Source organism: Enterobacter sp. MGH 33 (assembly GCF_000534535.1).
Taxonomy (GTDB): Bacteria; Pseudomonadota; Gammaproteobacteria; order Enterobacterales; family Enterobacteriaceae; genus Enterobacter; species Enterobacter hormaechei_C.
This window is the reverse complement of sequence record NZ_KI973212.1, coordinates 1482561-1499507: the sequence shown is the minus strand read 5'-3', so window position 1 is coordinate 1499507 and position 16947 is coordinate 1482561. Positions and strand designations below refer to the sequence as shown.

Genomic DNA, 16947 nt, shown 5'->3' with positions numbered 1-16947 from the left:
ACGCCGGGCCAGCGCATGCGCCCGGCGGATAAACGTCACGACCCGATGATCCCGCCGTCCGCTTTGGTAATCACCACCGTTGACGATCGCGGACGCCCGTTCGGGCTGGCGTCTGGCCAGTTGGAAACAGCGCGCGGATTGGCCGGGTCGGTAATATCATCCCCGCCCTCCCCCGGATGCTGAATGTTGATAAATAGCGTGCGGTTGTCCGGCGTAAACGCAATGCCGGTGATTTCACATCCGCGCGGCCCGGTCAGAAAACGGCGATACTCGTTGGTGCCCGGAATGGTGGCGACCATCTGGTTATTGCCCATCCCCTCGTACGCTTTCTTATTGATGGTGCTGGAGGAGACGTCGGTCTGGATCCACAGGACGCCCTGGTGATCGAACGACAACCCATCAGGGCTGCCGAATGCCGCGCCCTGCATGGAGCCTTTGGCCTTCGGATCGTCGCCGTCGGTACGCCCGGCCATAACCAGAATATCCCACTTAAAGCGTGCGGCGGCAGGATCGGCACCCTCTTCGTGCCAGTGCATGATGTGACCAAACACGTTGTTGGCGCGCGGGTTAGCGGCATCGACCGGTGCCTTCCCCTCTTTACCGCGATCGCTGTTGTTGGTGAGCGTACAGTAGACGCTGCCGCTGGCGTGCGGATCGACGGCAATCCACTCGGGACGATCCATTTTCGTTGCCCCCACCGCGTCGGCCGCCAGGCGGGTTTTGATCAGCAGATCGCCCTGGCTTTCAAACCCGTTGCTTTTATCCAGGCCATTTTGCCCGAAGATCAGCGGCAGCCAGTCGCCGCTTCCGTCCTGGTTGAACCTGGCGACGTACAGCGTGCCGGACGTCAGCAGCTGCATATTGGCTTCCCGGTTCGCGGGATCGTATTTTTTGTCGGAGACAAACTTATAGATGTACTCAAACTTCTGGTCGTCGCCCATGTAGACCACCACGCGATTATCGGCGGCGAGCGTGACGGCGGCCCCCTCATGCTTGAAGCGGCCCAGCGCGGTGTGCTTGCGCGGGGTGGAGGTCGGGTTGTAGGGATCGATCTCCACCACCCAGCCGAAACGGTTGGGTTCGTTAGGGGTTTTATCGACGCTGAACCGCTCATCCACCTCGTTCCAGCGATAGGACTCATCGCTGTCGCTAATGCCGTAGCGTTTTTCCAGCGGATTGAGATCGGCTTTTTTCACAAAAATGTCCGACCAGTTCTCCTCGCAGGTGAGATAGGTGCCCCAAGGCGTGTGGCCGTTGGCGCAGTTCTGCATGGTGCCCAGAACGCGTTCCCCCTGCGGATCGGCGGCGGTTTTCATTAAATCCTGATGCCGCGCCGGGCCGGTAAGCTGCATCGGCGTATTGACGGTAATACGCCGGGCGAAGGAAGACGGACGCACCACCTCCCAGCCGCTGCCCGTTTTTTTCACTTCCACCACCGACACGCCCATCGCATTCTGCCCCTTGCGGGCTTTGTCGAGGCTCCAGTTCGCCGTGCCGTCGGTAAACAGCATCCCGTTATCAATGTATTCATGGTTCATCGCCAGCAGGCCATGCTCCGGATTTAGCCCCCCCTGCGGCAGGCTAAACCACGCCATGCCGTCGTGGTGCATGCCCGCCTGCACAGCCTGTTCGTCTGTGGTATTGCTGGCGTCCGGCTTAAATGCCGGCATGTTGTCTTTGATTCCCGTCGGATCACCCCAGCGATAGAACGGGCGGGCAATATAGCCTTCTGGCACCCTGACCGTGTCTTCCGTGGAGACGTCGATGCTGGTAAAGCCCAGGGAAACCGCTTTTGCCAGCGCGGAAGGCTTCGATACCGCGGCAATGGCATTTTCGGGTGTGATCAGATACGGGAATGATACGGCGGCCCCCGCTACGGCCCCCATCTGGAGAAAACGGCGGCGGGAGAGGAACACCTCTGCAACCTCGGAGAATACCGGGTTAGCGCTGCGGTTACTGATATCGTCGCGATGTTCTGTTTTAAATACGGATTTGAGGGGTCTGCCCATAGCGGCTTCCTGTCATTGGCCAAGAGGTAAGGATGTGGCGACCAGTGTAAGAAGCTTTTATTACAATTTTATAACACGACAACGAAGGGATTGGGGCGTCCCTGCCCCGGATAACGAGGTGGAACGCTTAGAACTCGTAGCCAACCGAGACCTTAAAGGTACGCGGCTCGCCCTGAGTGATGTAAGTACCGGAATCGTCCACGCTTGACCAGTAGTTCTCGTTAGTCACGTTGTCGATGCCTGCCCGCACGGTCATCTGGTTTTCATTGTGGTTCACCGCGAAGCGATAGCGCATGCCCAGATCCAGCGTGGTGTAGCTGTCCAGCTTTTTGGTGTTCGCAAGATCGGCATACTGCGTGCCGGAGTGGTTAACGCGTGCGGTCGCCGTCAGGCCTTCAATCGGCTTGATATCGTACTCTGCGCCCAGCACGGCGTAGAAGCTCGGAATACCGATCGCATCGTTGCCCTGATTGACGCCGTTTTTGGTTTTGGTCAGCTCGGCCTGCAACCAGGTGGCGCTGGCATTCAGACGCATCCCAAGCATTGGCTCGCCGAAGACGTTCAGCTCCACGCCGCGGTTACGTTGTTCTGCATCCAGGCCGTAGTGACCGCTGTCGTCAAGGATCGCCGACGGCATTTTGATCTCAAACAGCGCCAGGGAGCCGCCCACGCGGCCAAAGTCCGCCTTTACGCCCACTTCGTTCTGCTTAGAGTGCACGATACCGGTGCTCTGGCCGTAGTTAGTAGCAGTGTTCGGCGCAGTTTCACCGGGCTGTAACGCCTCGGTGTGGTTGGCGTAGAGGGAAATTTCCTCCCACGGTTTATAGACTACGCCGTAGGTTGGCATCCAGCGGCTGCCGTCGAAACCGTCCGCGTCGTTTTCCGCGCCGGTGATTTTGTTGTACCCGCGGATGACAACTTTCTGATGACGTGCGCCTGCGGTGAACAGCAGCTTGTCATCCAGCACGCCCAGGGTATCACTCAGCAGCCAGCCCTGCGTGCGGGTGCGCCCGCTGGTCAGCGGATCGCTGTATTTGCCGCCAGAGCCGCTGAAGTTGCTGCTGTCCGGCATAGCCACGCCGGTGTTGTGGTAGATGTTGGTGGTCGGATTATCCGCCGCGGCCGACATTTTCCACGCGATTTTTTCGTTTTTGGTCATCGCCGAATACCCGACGTTCACCTTGTGCGAGACGAAGCCGGTAGTGAAGTTACCGCGAATGCCCGCCATGCCGCTGACGGAATCGCTGATGCGGTTGGTATCAAGGCGGCTGACCGTCGCATTACCGCTCTTATCGAGGAGCTTCGGCGCGCTGTAGATCCCTTCTTCGTGCGCGTGCTGCGCGCCGAGACCGGTATATGCCGTCCAGCTATCGGTGATGTCATACTCGCTGCGCCACATCCCGAACTCGTTTTCGATATCGCTGTAGGCCCACTTCTGTGAGAAGTTACGATCGTTCTTCGGCGGTTCAGGCACAAAGTCCACCGCCGAGATGTTGACGCTGGTTGGGCTGCCGTGGAAGGTTTTTTTTTGGTAGCCCAGGTCCAGCGAGGTGCGGAAGCGGTCGCCTTTGTAATCCAGGCCGGTGGAGAGCAGCGTGGTGCGGCGGCGGTCGTTCGGCACGCCGGTTTCGCCTTCGCGATGCACGAGGTTCACGCGCGCGCCAAACTGGTCGTTATCACCAAAGCGACGACCCGCATCCAGCGTGGTGCCAATCTGGGAATCCGAGGTGTAGTCAACGCCCACTTTCGCCTGCGGGGTGTCGCCCGCGTGTTTGGGCTCAAGGTTGATCATCCCGCCCACGCCGGAGCTTGCGGCGCCGTTCATCAGGGAGTTGGCCCCTTTGAAGATCTCGATACGGTCGACCATCTGGGCATCCACCACCTGACGCGGCAGCACCCCGGACAATCCGCCAAAGGTCATATCGTCGCCGTCAAACTTCAGGCCGCGAATGCGGAAGGTTTCCGCGCTGTTGCCGTAACCCTGAACAAATTGCACGCCCGCGTCGTTGGCAACCACGTCAGCAATGGTTTTTGCCTGCTGATCTTCCACCAGCTTCGAGGTGTAGCTGATGATGTTGAACGGCACGTCCATGGCGTTCTGCTGACCGAGCATACCCATGCGCCCGCCGTTCGCCACCTGGCCGTCGAGGAAGGCTGGAAGCAGCTGGTCACCACCGGGTTTGAAATCACTCCCCGCCGTGGACTGGACCACGATGGTGTCCTCTTTTTTCTCATCCGCCGCAAAAGCGGAGTGTGTAACCGCGCCGATGGCAATCGCCAGCAGCGTTTTGTGCATTGTGGTGTTGTTCATAATGAGCTCTTAACGTGCGCTCAAAAATGACCCGTTGTCGGGCCTTAAAAGTTATTAAAAGAAATGCAAATGAGAACTATACGCATTATGAATGCGTAATCAAGTGTCAACGGACATCTCTGAGCGAGAAGAGACAAGAAACAAGGCTGGCGGGAGGTATGGCGCGCAACCACCCCGAAATAGGGGTGGTTGCTAAGGCATTATTTTTTCTTGAAAATATCGGCGGTACCGTGAATTTTGTTGTTGGTATTACCGGAAGTCAGCACCAGAACATCAGCACCTTCTTTATCGGCTTTCTCGATCAGCTCTTTTTTCGCGTCGTCTACCGAGACTTCATTGGAAGTGCTAACCGTACCGATTTTTTCATACTGTGATTCCACTTTCTCAAACTCGTTTTTCGTCAGCAGTTCAGCCGCAAAGGTATTGGTGGTAAACAGAAATGCAGTGCCCATCAAAATAGCAGTCGTTTTTTTCATAACCTTTTTCCTTGAGATTAATCAGCAACTACGAAAAGCCCCACGAGTAAGAGTGAGGTGATATGAGCATGGTAGAGGAATAGCAAAATTGCCATAGGGTAAGAAAAATACTGTTATAACAGTCAATTGTGCTGTGAAAAATGTGCGTTAACGCTACTTTCGCGAGGGGTATTTCATGGAGAAAATCAGCAGGACGTCGCGCAGGCGGCAATCTGTGAAATTTAATGGCACGCCCTGTAGGATTCGAACCTACGACCTACGGCTTAGAAGAACGTAGAGTACTGTTTAACACACTGTAATATCATTGGTTTTTCCGCGCTCGCACCGCGTTTGTGTCATAACGTGTCATTACTTGCTGTCGTATTTCCTTCTGATTCATCCATGCATGACACAACTGTGACACAGAGAGTACACAGCCATGCCTCATGGTATAGCTGTGTAATTTCCTTTCTACATCACCGGGCAATCATCAAACTCACCTGTCCGCGCATCGTTGATGATGTACGTGATTACCCCGAATATTGGTAGCGCCCCACTGATACCCTCGTCGTTACCAGGCAGCCTCTCCTTTCTCCCGTTCGCCACATTCTCCAGATGCGGATGCGGGTATGTGCGATACCTCTTTACTTTAAACTCACCGTTGCAGTCACAGATAAGCAGCGAGCCGTCACACGGCTTAAGCGACGAATCGATGACAAGGAGCGCATCTTTCATGATGCCGCATCTGTAGATAGTCTCACCCGCCCGCATGTAGTACGTAGCAGCAGGTTTCATGATAAGCGCCTCATCAAGTGACAGGCGACTTTCAACGTAATCAGCAGCCGGGCTCGGGAATCCCATACTCACCTCCGATAGTTACTGTATATGTATACAGTATTATCGATCGACGGTATCGATCAATAGTCTTTGTAGTGCTACACTTCAGACCTTTCAGAATTTACTGATTTATATCATGTTAAAGTTATTTGCCAGGTACACATCAATCGGCGTCATAAACACGCTCATTCACTGGGTTGTGTTCGCTATTTGCATATACGTGTTTCACACAGGTCAGGCGCTTGGTAACTTCGCCGGATTCGTCGTGGCAGTGTCTTTCAGCTTCTTTGCAAACGCCAGGTTCACCTTTAAGTCATCGACAACTACGATGCGCTACATGGTGTATGTAGGGTTTATGGGAACCCTGAGCGCAGCTGTTGGTTGGGCCGCAGATAAGTCCGGTATGGCTCCGATCGTGACTCTCATTCTTTTCTCCGCCATCAGCCTGGTGTGCGGGTTTATTTATTCAAAGTTCATTGTCTTTAGGGATGCGAAATGAAAATTTCTCTCGTCGTTCCCGTCTTCAACGAAGAAGACGCGATACCTATTTTTTATAAAACGGTTCGGGAATTTGAAGGGCTTCAGCAGCATGAAGTTGAGATAGTCTTCATCAATGACGGCAGCAAAGATGCTACAGAATCAATTATCAACGCGCTTGCTATTTCGGATCCGCTTGTGGTCCCGCTGTCATTCACAAGAAACTTCGGTAAAGAGCCCGCTCTGTTCGCCGGCCTTGACCACGCGACCGGTGAAGCGATTATCCCGATTGATGTAGATTTGCAGGACCCTATCGAAGTCATTCCTCATTTGATTGAGAAATGGCAGGCCGGGGCTGATATGGTTCTTGCTAAACGTTCTGACCGCTCAACAGATGGCCGACTGAAGCGCAAGACAGCTGAATGGTTCTATAAGCTCCATAACAAAATCAGCAACCCGCAGATCGAAGAAAACGTTGGTAACTTCCGCCTGATGTCGCGTGATGTTGTTGAAAATATTAAGCTCATGCCAGAGCGCAACCTTTTCATGAAGGGAGTGTTGAGCTGGGTTGGCGGCCGCACCGATGTCGTTGAATATGCACGCGCAGAACGCGTAGCAGGAAGTACGAAATTTAACGGTTGGAAGTTGTGGAATTTGGCACTTGAAGGGATCACCAGCTTCTCTACATTCCCTCTTCGTATGTGGACTTACATCGGCCTGCTCGTTGCTGGGGTGGCATTCATCTACGGGGCGTGGATGATTTTCGACACGTTGGTGTTCGGTAATTCTGTTAGTGGTTATCCATCTTTACTTGTATCTATTCTTTTCCTTGGTGGCATTCAGTTGATCGGTATTGGTGTGCTTGGGGAGTACATTGGAAGGATATACATTGAAGTGAAAATGAGACCTAGATACATAGTCAAGGATGGAGGAAAAATGAAATGATCAGCAAGTTGATAAAAGAAAACATTCTTTCCTTAGTTGTAATATGCACTGTCTTTATATTGATTTATTCATTGAATCATATGACGCTTTATGTTGCTGACGACTTTGTTTATAGATTTGTATACCAAACAAACCCATCTCCAAGCGCCGTTCCAATTAACGGTATCATTTCAATACTTTACTCTCAAATTCGACACTATGAGATATGGAATGGACGATTCGTGGCTCACTCGCTTGTTCAATTTTTCATGCAATTCGATAAATCAATATTCGATATTTTCAATACAATCGCTTTTATTACAATAGGTATACTAGTTTTAATGGTAGTAAAGTCAATTTCAAATATTAATGAAACTGGCTTTGCAGTTCTAATTACATTCATGACGTTATGGCTTATTGTTCCGGAATTTGGCTCATCGGTTCTTTGGGTTTCTGGGTCAATGAATTACTTGTGGATGTCTATTATTTACACAACATTCATACTGATAAGTATGCGTGAGAAGAGGCCTGGAGCATTAACACTTATTTTGTACCTAGCTTTGAGCTTCCTTGCTGGGGCTACAAATGAAAACAGTGGGCCAGCATCAGCCCTTATCGTCTTAATGATAGTATTTTTAGAATACATTAGAAATGGAAGGATTAGTTGGTGGAAATTGATCGGAACCGCTCTTTCAATTGCGGGATTTGCACTAATGATGAGCTCCCCTGGATCGCAAAAGAGAGGAGGCAGTCACTTCTCTTTAGAAATATTCGCCTCTCATTTTTATGATGTGTTGCAATCAAACATTTCTTTATTTTTGCCGTTTTATACGCTGTTTATATTACTATTTGTTGTATGCATATACAAAAATATAGTTTCCAAAAGAGATGTGGATTTCACCATAATATTTCTTACTGGGCATTTTGCATCAATATATAGTATGGTGGCTGCGCCGTCATTTCCTGAAAGAACTGCTTTTGGGGCAGCTATCATGCTTTCAATATTATTGATTCATTACATATGCAAGATTAGCCCTTCCTCTGTATTATTTAAAGCATTAGCATTTTCTTTATACACATCATTTGTTGCTACCTATACCTATGCAGCAACTGATATTTACAACACTTATAAAGAACTGATGATTCAGGTGAATGTAATACATGATTCCCAACCTGGTTCTGACATAGTTGTTCCGATGATTTCCAAACCTAAATCACAAGCTAACGCTTATAAAAATGCAATATACTTAACACATCGTAAAAATTCATGGATGAATATGTGGGCGGCTAGATTCTATAATATGAACTCAATATCAGGTAAGGACTAAATGAAGGCCCGAAAGGGCCTTTTTTTAGACTCCTGCGACAAATGCTGTGCAGTTAGTGAGACTGGCAGAGTTAATGTTTATTTGTACCTCCCCAGAAGCCAAGCATCTTAGGGCTACAGTGCCGTCTGAAATAGCCCCTTGCGTACCTATAACCTTGCCCTCCCAGAAAGCTATATTTCCAGCAGCTGCTGACAGATACGTAGATGCGTTAGTTAAAACCGGAACTGAAGCGCCATTCTTATTCAACTTGGCCCCTATAGTTCCGATTATTCCAGCGGATGCGTTAATGGTCTTCCTGGGAGCCAATTGTATCCTTAAATCAACGGACGTGAGACTATCGGAGTTAGTGTACAAAGTTACCCAGCTTGTTGAGTCATTAGCGTTAAAATCGATATCTACAGATCTAAGCCTCTGCAAACGGGAAGGATACGTCTTCAAATCACCTGTGATTGCCCCCCCCTGAAGGAGGACGAGACTAGTAAAGTCGTTGCGTTGCCCCGTCCCCATCTTGGTGACTGATGCAGATCGAATTAGCATGGTGTCGATGAAGGTGGGTGATACAAGAATAGTATTTCCAGAACCTGTGATTTCCATTTCAGGGATGTACGCATTTTCTGTCTCAATGCGATGATCCGCACTGGCATACCCACCATTATCATACTTAAGCAATCCGGAAAATGTAAGGAAGCCTCCTGATATATAGAATAGTGGGTAGTAATTAACAGTATATTTTCGCGTTACACTTAAATCACGAAGTTCATGCGCTCGTACAATAACAGTTTTTCCAGAAGCAACCTGAAGGTGAAAGAGTGAGCCAGTTGTAATAACGCCACGAAGAATAAGAGAGTCAATTGTGATATTTCCTGAATAAGCCCCCTCTACACCGTAAGTTGTGCGTTGGTAATCCAGGAACTGTGTACCATTGATTGCTTCAAACCCTTCTGTATTAAAGTCTGTACTTGCAGAACTAGCGCTACAGAAAATACGCGCAGGGTTAACACGCCCACCAAATAACTGGTTAGCTGTCTGCCCAGTTATAGTGTCAACCTGGTCACCGGACAGAGGAAGTGTTGATGTTCCTACGCAGGTAACTCTATCTAATATAACTTTACCGAATTTAGAGACGTTAGTTTGATTAGCATGATTAATATCTGCGTCAAAGTTACCACGCCTCCAGTATCCGTTTTGGAGAGTGACACGACCAGTACTGGTGTGCTGGATGCCAAGCTTTCCAAAGTCGTAGCAACCTTCAAATCTGAAGTTACGCATTGTGAAGTTGGCAGATCCAATTACGTAGATGCAATCAATGGTCATGCCAGTAATTTCCGTACCTTCCACGGTAACGTCCACATTTCGGCAAGTTAAGCCATATGTTTTGAATTCCTGCATCTTGCCACCAATTATCTTGGCTTTTCCAGACCCTCGGAACTCCAGGCCAGCCATACCAAATCTCCAGTTTCCAACCCACACGTTGCGCATGAGAGTACGGTTTTCAACAGGATTCAGAACTGTGATGGTATTTCCAGATATAGCTGTGATATAGTTGAATTGTCCATATGAGGATGAGTTACTCCATTTCCATGTATTAACATCACCATCTGGAATGAGGAATGATGTGGTTATCATATCCCCAACCTGGAATACACTTGCATCATCTACTGTGAATGAATTTGCGCCTACAGCAGCATCAGCCGTAACCAACGCTTTTTTCAGCCCCCCGTGCCAGATGCCGCCACCAATTAGATTTATAGTGAAATAATCCGTGACGTTGAAGATGCAGTTATAACCAATCTGGCGCACTTCTGAACCAGGGAGTATGGTTATCGTTTTACACCTTGCTGATGAAGGCATCTCAAAATCATCAACATAGTATATTCCACCGCTAAATACTAACTCATCAGCCTGATCGAACGCTGTCAAAAGCCTTGAGATATCTTGCCCGATACCAGTCTTGAAGCCGAAATATTCAACATTGAACGTATTTGTTCGCATATCAACGTATTGACGCGCAGTAGTATCACCTACGGACAGCCATGCACCCGGACCGATACCTCCAGTGTTTTCTGGAGTTGAGTTCGCAGGAACTACCTTTGGACCAGATAAAAATGACCCAGTCCATTTGTAATATTCACCGTCGGCAGTATTAAGCAGTACTTCATTAGGCTCGTTAATAGTTGTGCCAGTAGTAAACGTTTTACCTGTGAGGATAACGTAACCGAACGCTGCCATAGCCTGCTGAGAAAGATAATTGATACCTTCAACGGTGTAGTGTTGATTGCCGAAGCGATCGGTATAAGTCCATCCCATAGAGGTAACGAACTCGTCGATTTTGCCGGCATTGAACTTCAGATCGCGTGGTGATTCACTTGGCACTGGCAGGTTTGTAGGTGTAGTAGCCATATTAATTCCATAAAAAACCCGGCGCGAGGCCGGGTGTTGTTTGTTGGGATGGGGCTTATTCGTAGATGGCGTCGCTGTATTCCGCGACTGTCAGAGATACAGTGTTATCTGTGTTCGGTTTGATGCTGTTGACCGTCCATAGCTGACTGTCCAGTTCCTCCACCGTCGCTATGAGATAGCGAGACGGAAGCTGCACTTCATCCCCATCCCAGAAATTTAGGTCGATATCTGGAACAGAAGCGATAAATCCATAACTGGTATCAGGTCGAGGCGAGGCTGGATAACGCAGTGTCGGATTTCCTAGACTGTCAGTCACCAGCACAAACATCTCTCCTGAGAAAGTAATCGGCTCGCTGGTATCGAAATAATTACCAGTTCGCCCTTTCAGGTATCCTTGCTGCTGGTTGCTATCGTAGATGTCCGGCATCTGGATGACGCTCCCAACCTGGATAATCCCGTCCTCGAACACCTTTGCGTTCATCTTCACCCGGGAGTAGATCAGGCGCTTGGTTTCGCGTAATGCGCGCTCCCGGGCCTGATATTCATTACGGAAGCCGACTATTTCCAGCTTGTTCGGATTCTCCGCTTCCTGCTCAACGATGGCGCCGTTCAGCACGCGGTAGTTGATGTACGTCTTATTGTTCGTGGTCGGGTGGACGTAGGACACCTGTACGCCGTCGTAGCCGCCAGGAAGCGTGGCCTCGTACGTCATTTTGTACTCGTCCGTCTTCATGTTGGCCCGGTTGAATACGGCCGCCGGGTAGTCAACTTTCTGATCACGGGTAAATGTCAGTACGCCGTCATCCCAGTACGCCACAACAGATGCCGCATTGCAGATCGCCTGCACCCGGTCGCCCAGTGAGTCGTTCTCGTCGTCGAACGTATAGTCGAAGTAACCCAGTCGCTCATCAGGAAGGCTTTCAGCGATCGAATACAGCCCGTACAGGTCAATGCTGCTTACCGGCTGCTCGCCCATAATCAGCCAGGTATGCGCAACCGCATCAGCGAACGAGCGCGACGGCCGCAGTGTGTAATCCACTGCCTGCGTCTCCAGGTCGTAAGTGATGGTGTGGCGCGTCACCAGGGCGTTATATTTGCGCTCGCGGCTGCCCAGGGCATTCTCTGTCGCCCTGACTTTTACGCGCACCAGCGTGTCGGTCGGGTGGACGACATTCGTACGGATGTTAATGCTGTGGATCTCTTCGACCTTCAGAAGTGACGCGTCGCCAGAGTTGTCCGTGCGCTGGAAGCTGACCGCGTACTTCCCGAAGCCGCCCGTCGGTGTGATCTTGTCAGTGCGATAAAATACCTCACTCGTCGACTGGTGCGGCGTCGTCTGCCGGTACGTAAACGTCTGCTGCGTTCCCGGCACCTGGTTGTAGTCGTCGTCGATTTTCCAGATGACAACCTTCCAGTTCGTCTCTTTCTTCCCGCCCAGACTGGATTGCGTGTGCAGCCACAGCTGCGTCGACTCTACCGGGGAGAAGAACGGGCCGACCACCAGTGCCTCGTTATCGTTCAGGATGAACTTCGTTGTGTTGATCGTGGCGTTAGCCGGGATGTCCTGCGGCCCCTCCAGCTGGTTCATCGTAAACGTGTACCAGCGCACCGGGTTAACCACAGCGCCATCGTTTGTTTCAACGGCGGAAATCAACGTGCCGGAGAAATTTGCGTCAGTGGTGACGCTGCCTGATGCTGTGTTGTACGTAACGTTGATGGTAAAAGTCACAGCGTGCGGCAGCACCAGGCCCATAAAGTAATCGAACTCAGCTTGTTTCACGATTTTCATCGCTATCTGTCCGCCGGAATACGTTCCGCTGACCACCGTGTTTGCCGTTGCTGTTTCTATAGGGAAGTCGCTGGCTTCGTTCTGCCCTGGAACCTCTTGGCCGTCTACGTCATCGAACCCGTAACCTTCGACGATCTGCGGGATAACTTCGCCAGGCTGGAAGAACTGGAATTCGGCACCGGCCAGAGAGCCCAGGCTGGATTCTGAGTAGCGCACGGACTCGTAATCGTATTTGCCGATCCCGACGCACATCCACTCTGTAACGTACTTCAGGCCGCCGTCTGTAGACGTCTGGTGCACGTATTCAAATACCGACTCCTGAATCAGATCCGGGAAAGAACGAATCTGCCCGTAAATGTCCGGCTTGGCCTTGTAAACGCGCGCGGTGTTTGTCTGACCGGTCAGACTATTGTTGGGTGAGTCGACCGTATTGCCGCCGCTGTTTGCAATGGCCGGTTTCGGTGCCAGGAACGAAAATACTTGGCCAACTACTTTAAAGATCGGGCTTAGGATGTCGCCGACAATGCCTTTCGGCTGGTCGAATATCTGGATGTGGTCCAGCTCGCTCAACTCAAACGCCAGCTCATCATCTTCGCCCAGCTTAACTCCGTTGCGGACGATCATCAGATCACGATGAAATGTAGCGTCATTGGCCACCAGCCAGTCATGAAAAAGGGTGCCGTTTGGCACCCTGCAACGCAGCTTAGGCGTTCCTGGAAAATTCGATATCTCAACCAGCGCCATATTCGAAAAACTCCACTTTGGTGAATGCCCGCTGAATGACCAGCAACGAGTCCATGCGTACGCTTCCACTTTCGCCTCGCGAGTGCAGCGCCTGTCTGTTAAGCACCAGCCCAACATGCGCCGGTTGCACACCGCGGTATCCGACGAATATCCCGCCCTCTACTGGCTTGTCGACCTGGCGCCAGAAGACGACGTCGCCCTGATAGCAGGTGAAGAAGTCGGCCCCGGCTTCGTAGTCCGGTGTCTGGTGCAGCTCTATACCGAGAACGTGCCGGTAATACAGCACCACCAGCCCCCAGCAATCCACCTTTTCGAACGTACAGGCCCGGTTAGCCCACGGCACGCCGATCATCCTGCTGATAAAATCAGAGGTACTGAAGTCCCGTGTACTCGACTGGATCATAAAGGCGACCAATATTGTTATTCAGAGGGTTGGTGACGGAGAGCGTGACCGATGCGGCATCAGCATCGATATCCACCGTCTTGACGTAAAGCTGCCACGACTTAATCGGCACCGACACGTCGCCGCTGTCGAAGATCTGCCGCGTGGCCGTGATGGCAGTCAGCCTGGCCGCACCCTTCCACTGTTTCATCAGCGCTTTGATATCCGACGACAGCCGCCCAAGCTTCACCGTCGCGTCGATAACCGGAGTACCACTCTGCTGACTCTCTTCGATTTCAAAGCGCGCTGGCGTGTACGTCTGGCCGCCGAGCGTCTTCGGGAAGAACTGCTTATCGACCAGGCGGACGTAACCAAAGGAGGGGTGGTAGAACGTAATGGTGTCGTACAGTCCGCGCGTCGGGCGTTTCTGCTTGTACTCCCTGAAGCTCGGCATTACGGAACCCTCGGTAGTGATTCCGGATCGCGACCGTCCGGATAACCCGTGACAACGATATCCAGCCACGAATCCCATGGCGGCGGCAACTCAACAATGATGTCGTCAAACTCGTCGTCGGCGTTGTGCAGATGGTTGGCAATTACGGTTCCCGTCCAGGTTACCACCCCGCCGTCGATACTGGTTTGCACCGGCATCTGCGTGAAGTGAAGCTCCTGCAATTGCAGGCCACTGCCGCCAAGATTGATATTCATCCGGAACCAGTTCAAGCCCCGGTTGAGATAGTTTGGGCTGCGCAGCCACTGCTGGAATGCTCGCTCCTCAGCCAGAGTGAAGATCCACGTCAGCGACCAGGTCACTTTCAGGTCGTCGGTTTGATTCTCGAAGATAGCCGGGCCGACCGCTGGCTGATCGGTCTGGAACCCGGTATCGAGAGTCATGTTTTTGCTGGCTTTCTGCGCCAGCGGCAGCCAGTCGGGATAGTCGATAATTGGCATCAGCCCTGCCCTCTTGGCGTGCGTTTAACGTTCATGTTACTGGTAATGGCGTTGCTCGCCGGGCCACCGTTATTCATGTCAGCGATGAAAGCCTCAAGCGTCCATGAACCATCACCGTTCTGTGTAGCCTGAGCATCTACAGAGGCGGATGAGTAGTTGTAGATGTTGAGAACCGGAGCGCCACCCCCTACACCCGAAGTCATGTCCTTGTTGCTGATCACCCTGCCATTATCGCCCGGTATCATGTACTGCTTACCGGTACTGGCCTGGTAAATCTCCGGCATGCCGCCTTCGCCGACCTGATACATTCCGCCAGCCGACACAGGGCCGCCGTTCTTGCGTTTGCCTGACAGTGCCAGGATGCCAGCCATTGCGCCAAGACCAATAGCAACAGCACCACCGAATGAAGCCACGGATGACATGATGGCCGCAGGAGTCCATGCCGCCGTAGTAGCCGCTGCCGCTGCCGTCGAAGTCGCCGTCGTGGTTGCGATGCCTGCTGCCTGTGCCGTGGTGGATGCTGCAACCGCCGCGGTAGTGGCCGTCTGGCCCATAATGGCCGACTTCACCCACTCGACGCCCATCTGCACAAATGTGTTTACTAGGCTATTTAAAACAGTTCTTCCTAAAGATTTAGCTGCCTCTTCAGCGTCCATGCTTTTGGTGATAAGACCTGTCAGAGTGTTAGAGGCATTATTGCCGAATGCGGTAAATGCCGCCGCCGCTGCCTGAGTGGCCGCGTTCTGTTGCGCCCATTCTTCCCACATCGCAGCGTTACGCTGATCACGATACTGCTGCTCGATAGCTGCACGCGCTGCCTCAGCCTCCCCGATCTTCTGCGGGTAAAGCTGGGCGTAAAGCTGGATGTCAGCAATGTCTTTCTGATACTGACTATCCAGCCCGGCAGTTTTACTGGTTTTTCCCTGGATGGTGCTGAACTTATTGGCTGCCTCAGTGCGCTCCCGTTCAGCCTTGGCCTGCTCACGCAATGCGTTGGCATTGTCCCAGGCTTTTCCTGCCAGTTGCCCGGCCAGCAGAAGTTGTTCCTGCGTGGCTGTGTTACCGAGAGACTGTTGCGCATTAAGCACGGCCTGCGCTCTCGACAGTTCACCGACACTGCCAGCTGACAGCTCGGCCTTCTGCCTCAGTTCATCCAGCTTTTGATTAACAGTTTCTTGAGCTTTGGCGTATTGCTCAGCTTCTTTCTGTGCCGAAGACTTTCCGCCTTTCGCTTTGCCGCCTGTAGCTGAGGCGGTAGTTTTAATCTCGATCGGCTTTGTGTTAGCCGCGGTCTGCGATGCTTTGGAAACAGCGGCCAGGTCGCCAACCAGCATGGCGGCTTTATTACTCAGCCCGGCCAGCGCTTTGTTTTGCGCCTCCCAGCCATCAAGCCCAAGCCATGACCAGGTGCGCGCGCGGCGAGTAAACATTTCTGCGGTGCTGTTCAGATCCGATATCTGAGCATCTGCCGACGCCGCTTTACCCACCAGCCGGTCGAGTGCAGCAGTCATTGAATCGATGACTGCCACCAGGCCGTTACTCGCACCTGTTGCCTGGTTAACAGAGTCAATCATCGACAGGAATGAGTTTGTCAGCGCGGTATTAGCCTGTGAAAGCGTGCGCGGGAGTTTCTCGAACTCTGCATTCACTGAGCCGGTTTGCTTCTGAATGGCGTTGAGAGCATCTTCTGCCGTCAGTTTCCCGTCCAGCATCAGCTGACGAAGCTCTCCGATGCTTACACCCATCCCGGCGGCAATCTGGCGCGCCAGTTCCGGCATTTGCTCAAGGATGGAGTTGAACTCCTCCGCCCGAACCGTACCGGATGAAATTGACTGGCCGAACTGACGAAGAGCATTCGCCATTTCTTCGGAAGAGGATCCGCCAATGCGACCGATTTTCTGAAGCGTCTCGGTGAGTTGGATGATCTGGCCGTTCGTCGCGCCGGTATCGCGCAACGCCGTGCTGAGAGTCTCCCACAGCTTTGCTGTATCCTGTAGCGAACCACCCGTTGCCGAACTGATGCGCATCATATTCTGCATAGTTTGCGAGGCTGTCGCTGCGCTGCCAGTGAGCCTCTCTATACGCGCGTTTAACTGACTCATATTGTCAGCAGCAACGAGGAATGCACGCCCCCAGTCAACAACTATCGATGCAGCTATGGCCCCGGCAACTTTGTTTATGCTGGTCTGGAGTTGGTCAAATTTGCTGGCTGCCTTTGACGCTCCACCACTCATCTTCTCAAGGCGCTCATTTACTTTGCGCTGTGCCTCAATCAGATTCGCAACATCCATCTGCACCTGATAGACGATATTGCCTACTTGTTCCTCACCAGCCATTGAT

At 51.9% G+C, this 16947-nt stretch carries 13 protein-coding genes; 3 read left to right on the top strand and 10 right to left on the bottom strand.

Annotation, left to right across the window (positions count from 1 at the left end; translation table 11 throughout):
• Nucleotides 1-35 precede the first annotated feature (35 nt).
• The 4 genes from L379_RS16795 to L379_RS16810 form a co-directional block, all read right to left on the bottom strand.
• Nucleotides 36-2009 (bottom strand): PhoX family protein, encoded by a 1974-nt coding sequence (locus L379_RS16795; RefSeq protein ID WP_032652868.1) that lies wholly within the window; start codon nt 2007-2009, stop codon nt 36-38.
• A 127-nt stretch (nt 2010-2136) separates the two neighbouring features.
• Nucleotides 2137-4320, bottom strand: a complete 2184-nt coding sequence (locus L379_RS16800; RefSeq protein WP_023296057.1) for a TonB-dependent receptor — start codon at nt 4318-4320, stop codon at nt 2137-2139.
• Between the two features lie 200 nt (nt 4321-4520).
• Nucleotides 4521-4796, bottom strand: a complete 276-nt coding sequence (yahO, locus tag L379_RS16805) for a DUF1471 family periplasmic protein YahO (RefSeq protein ID WP_017382562.1) — start codon at nt 4794-4796, stop codon at nt 4521-4523.
• Nucleotides 4797-5246: 450 nt separating this feature from the next.
• Nucleotides 5247-5636 carry a HumD family translesion DNA polymerase gene (locus L379_RS16810; RefSeq protein WP_032652866.1) on the bottom strand — a complete coding sequence of 130 codons (390 nt, stop codon included), beginning with the start codon at nt 5634-5636 and terminating at the stop codon, nt 5247-5249.
• Between the two features lie 112 nt (nt 5637-5748).
• Between L379_RS16810 and L379_RS16815 the strand changes: the two genes are divergently transcribed.
• Genes L379_RS16815 through L379_RS16825 form a run of 3 tightly spaced genes read left to right on the top strand, consistent with a single transcriptional unit; the run spans nt 5749 to nt 8341 of the window.
• A complete protein-coding gene (locus L379_RS16815) occupies nt 5749-6111 on the top strand; it encodes a GtrA family protein (protein WP_032652865.1) in 363 nt (120 codons plus the stop codon).
• Nucleotides 6108-7034 (top strand): glycosyltransferase family 2 protein, encoded by a 927-nt coding sequence (locus L379_RS16820; RefSeq protein WP_032652863.1) that lies wholly within the window; start codon nt 6108-6110, stop codon nt 7032-7034. Before L379_RS16815 ends, L379_RS16820 begins: the two co-directional genes overlap by 4 nt.
• On the top strand, nt 7031-8341 hold the full coding sequence (locus L379_RS16825) for a DUF3329 domain-containing protein (RefSeq protein WP_032652862.1): 1311 nt from the start codon (nt 7031-7033) through the stop codon (nt 8339-8341). The genes L379_RS16820 and L379_RS16825 overlap by 4 nt, the downstream gene beginning before the upstream one ends.
• Nucleotides 8342-8365: 24 nt before the next feature.
• Here L379_RS16825 and L379_RS16830 read toward each other — a convergent pair whose 3' ends face one another.
• Genes L379_RS16830 through L379_RS16855 form a run of 6 tightly spaced genes read right to left on the bottom strand, consistent with a single transcriptional unit; the run spans nt 8366 to nt 16943 of the window.
• Nucleotides 8366-10741 carry a tail fiber/spike domain-containing protein gene (locus L379_RS16830; RefSeq protein ID WP_050597030.1) on the bottom strand — a complete coding sequence of 792 codons (2376 nt, stop codon included), beginning with the start codon at nt 10739-10741 and terminating at the stop codon, nt 8366-8368.
• 55 nt (nt 10742-10796) lie between these two features.
• Nucleotides 10797-13274 carry a host specificity factor TipJ family phage tail protein gene (locus L379_RS16835; protein WP_032652860.1) on the bottom strand — a complete coding sequence of 826 codons (2478 nt, stop codon included), beginning with the start codon at nt 13272-13274 and terminating at the stop codon, nt 10797-10799.
• A complete protein-coding gene (locus L379_RS16840; RefSeq protein ID WP_032652857.1) occupies nt 13261-13626 on the bottom strand; it encodes an NlpC/P60 family protein in 366 nt (121 codons plus the stop codon). Before L379_RS16840 ends, L379_RS16835 begins: the two co-directional genes overlap by 14 nt.
• A 13-nt stretch (nt 13627-13639) precedes the next feature.
• Nucleotides 13640-14110 carry a hypothetical protein gene (locus tag L379_RS16845; protein WP_032652855.1) on the bottom strand — a complete coding sequence of 157 codons (471 nt, stop codon included), beginning with the start codon at nt 14108-14110 and terminating at the stop codon, nt 13640-13642.
• Nucleotides 14110-14607: a hypothetical protein gene (locus tag L379_RS16850; RefSeq protein WP_032652853.1), complete on the bottom strand. Its 498-nt coding sequence runs from the start codon at nt 14605-14607 to the stop codon at nt 14110-14112. Before L379_RS16850 ends, L379_RS16845 begins: the two co-directional genes overlap by 1 nt.
• Nucleotides 14607-16943 (bottom strand): tape measure protein, encoded by a 2337-nt coding sequence (locus L379_RS16855; RefSeq protein WP_032652851.1) that lies wholly within the window; start codon nt 16941-16943, stop codon nt 14607-14609. Before L379_RS16855 ends, L379_RS16850 begins: the two co-directional genes overlap by 1 nt.
• Nucleotides 16944-16947 lie beyond the last annotated feature (4 nt).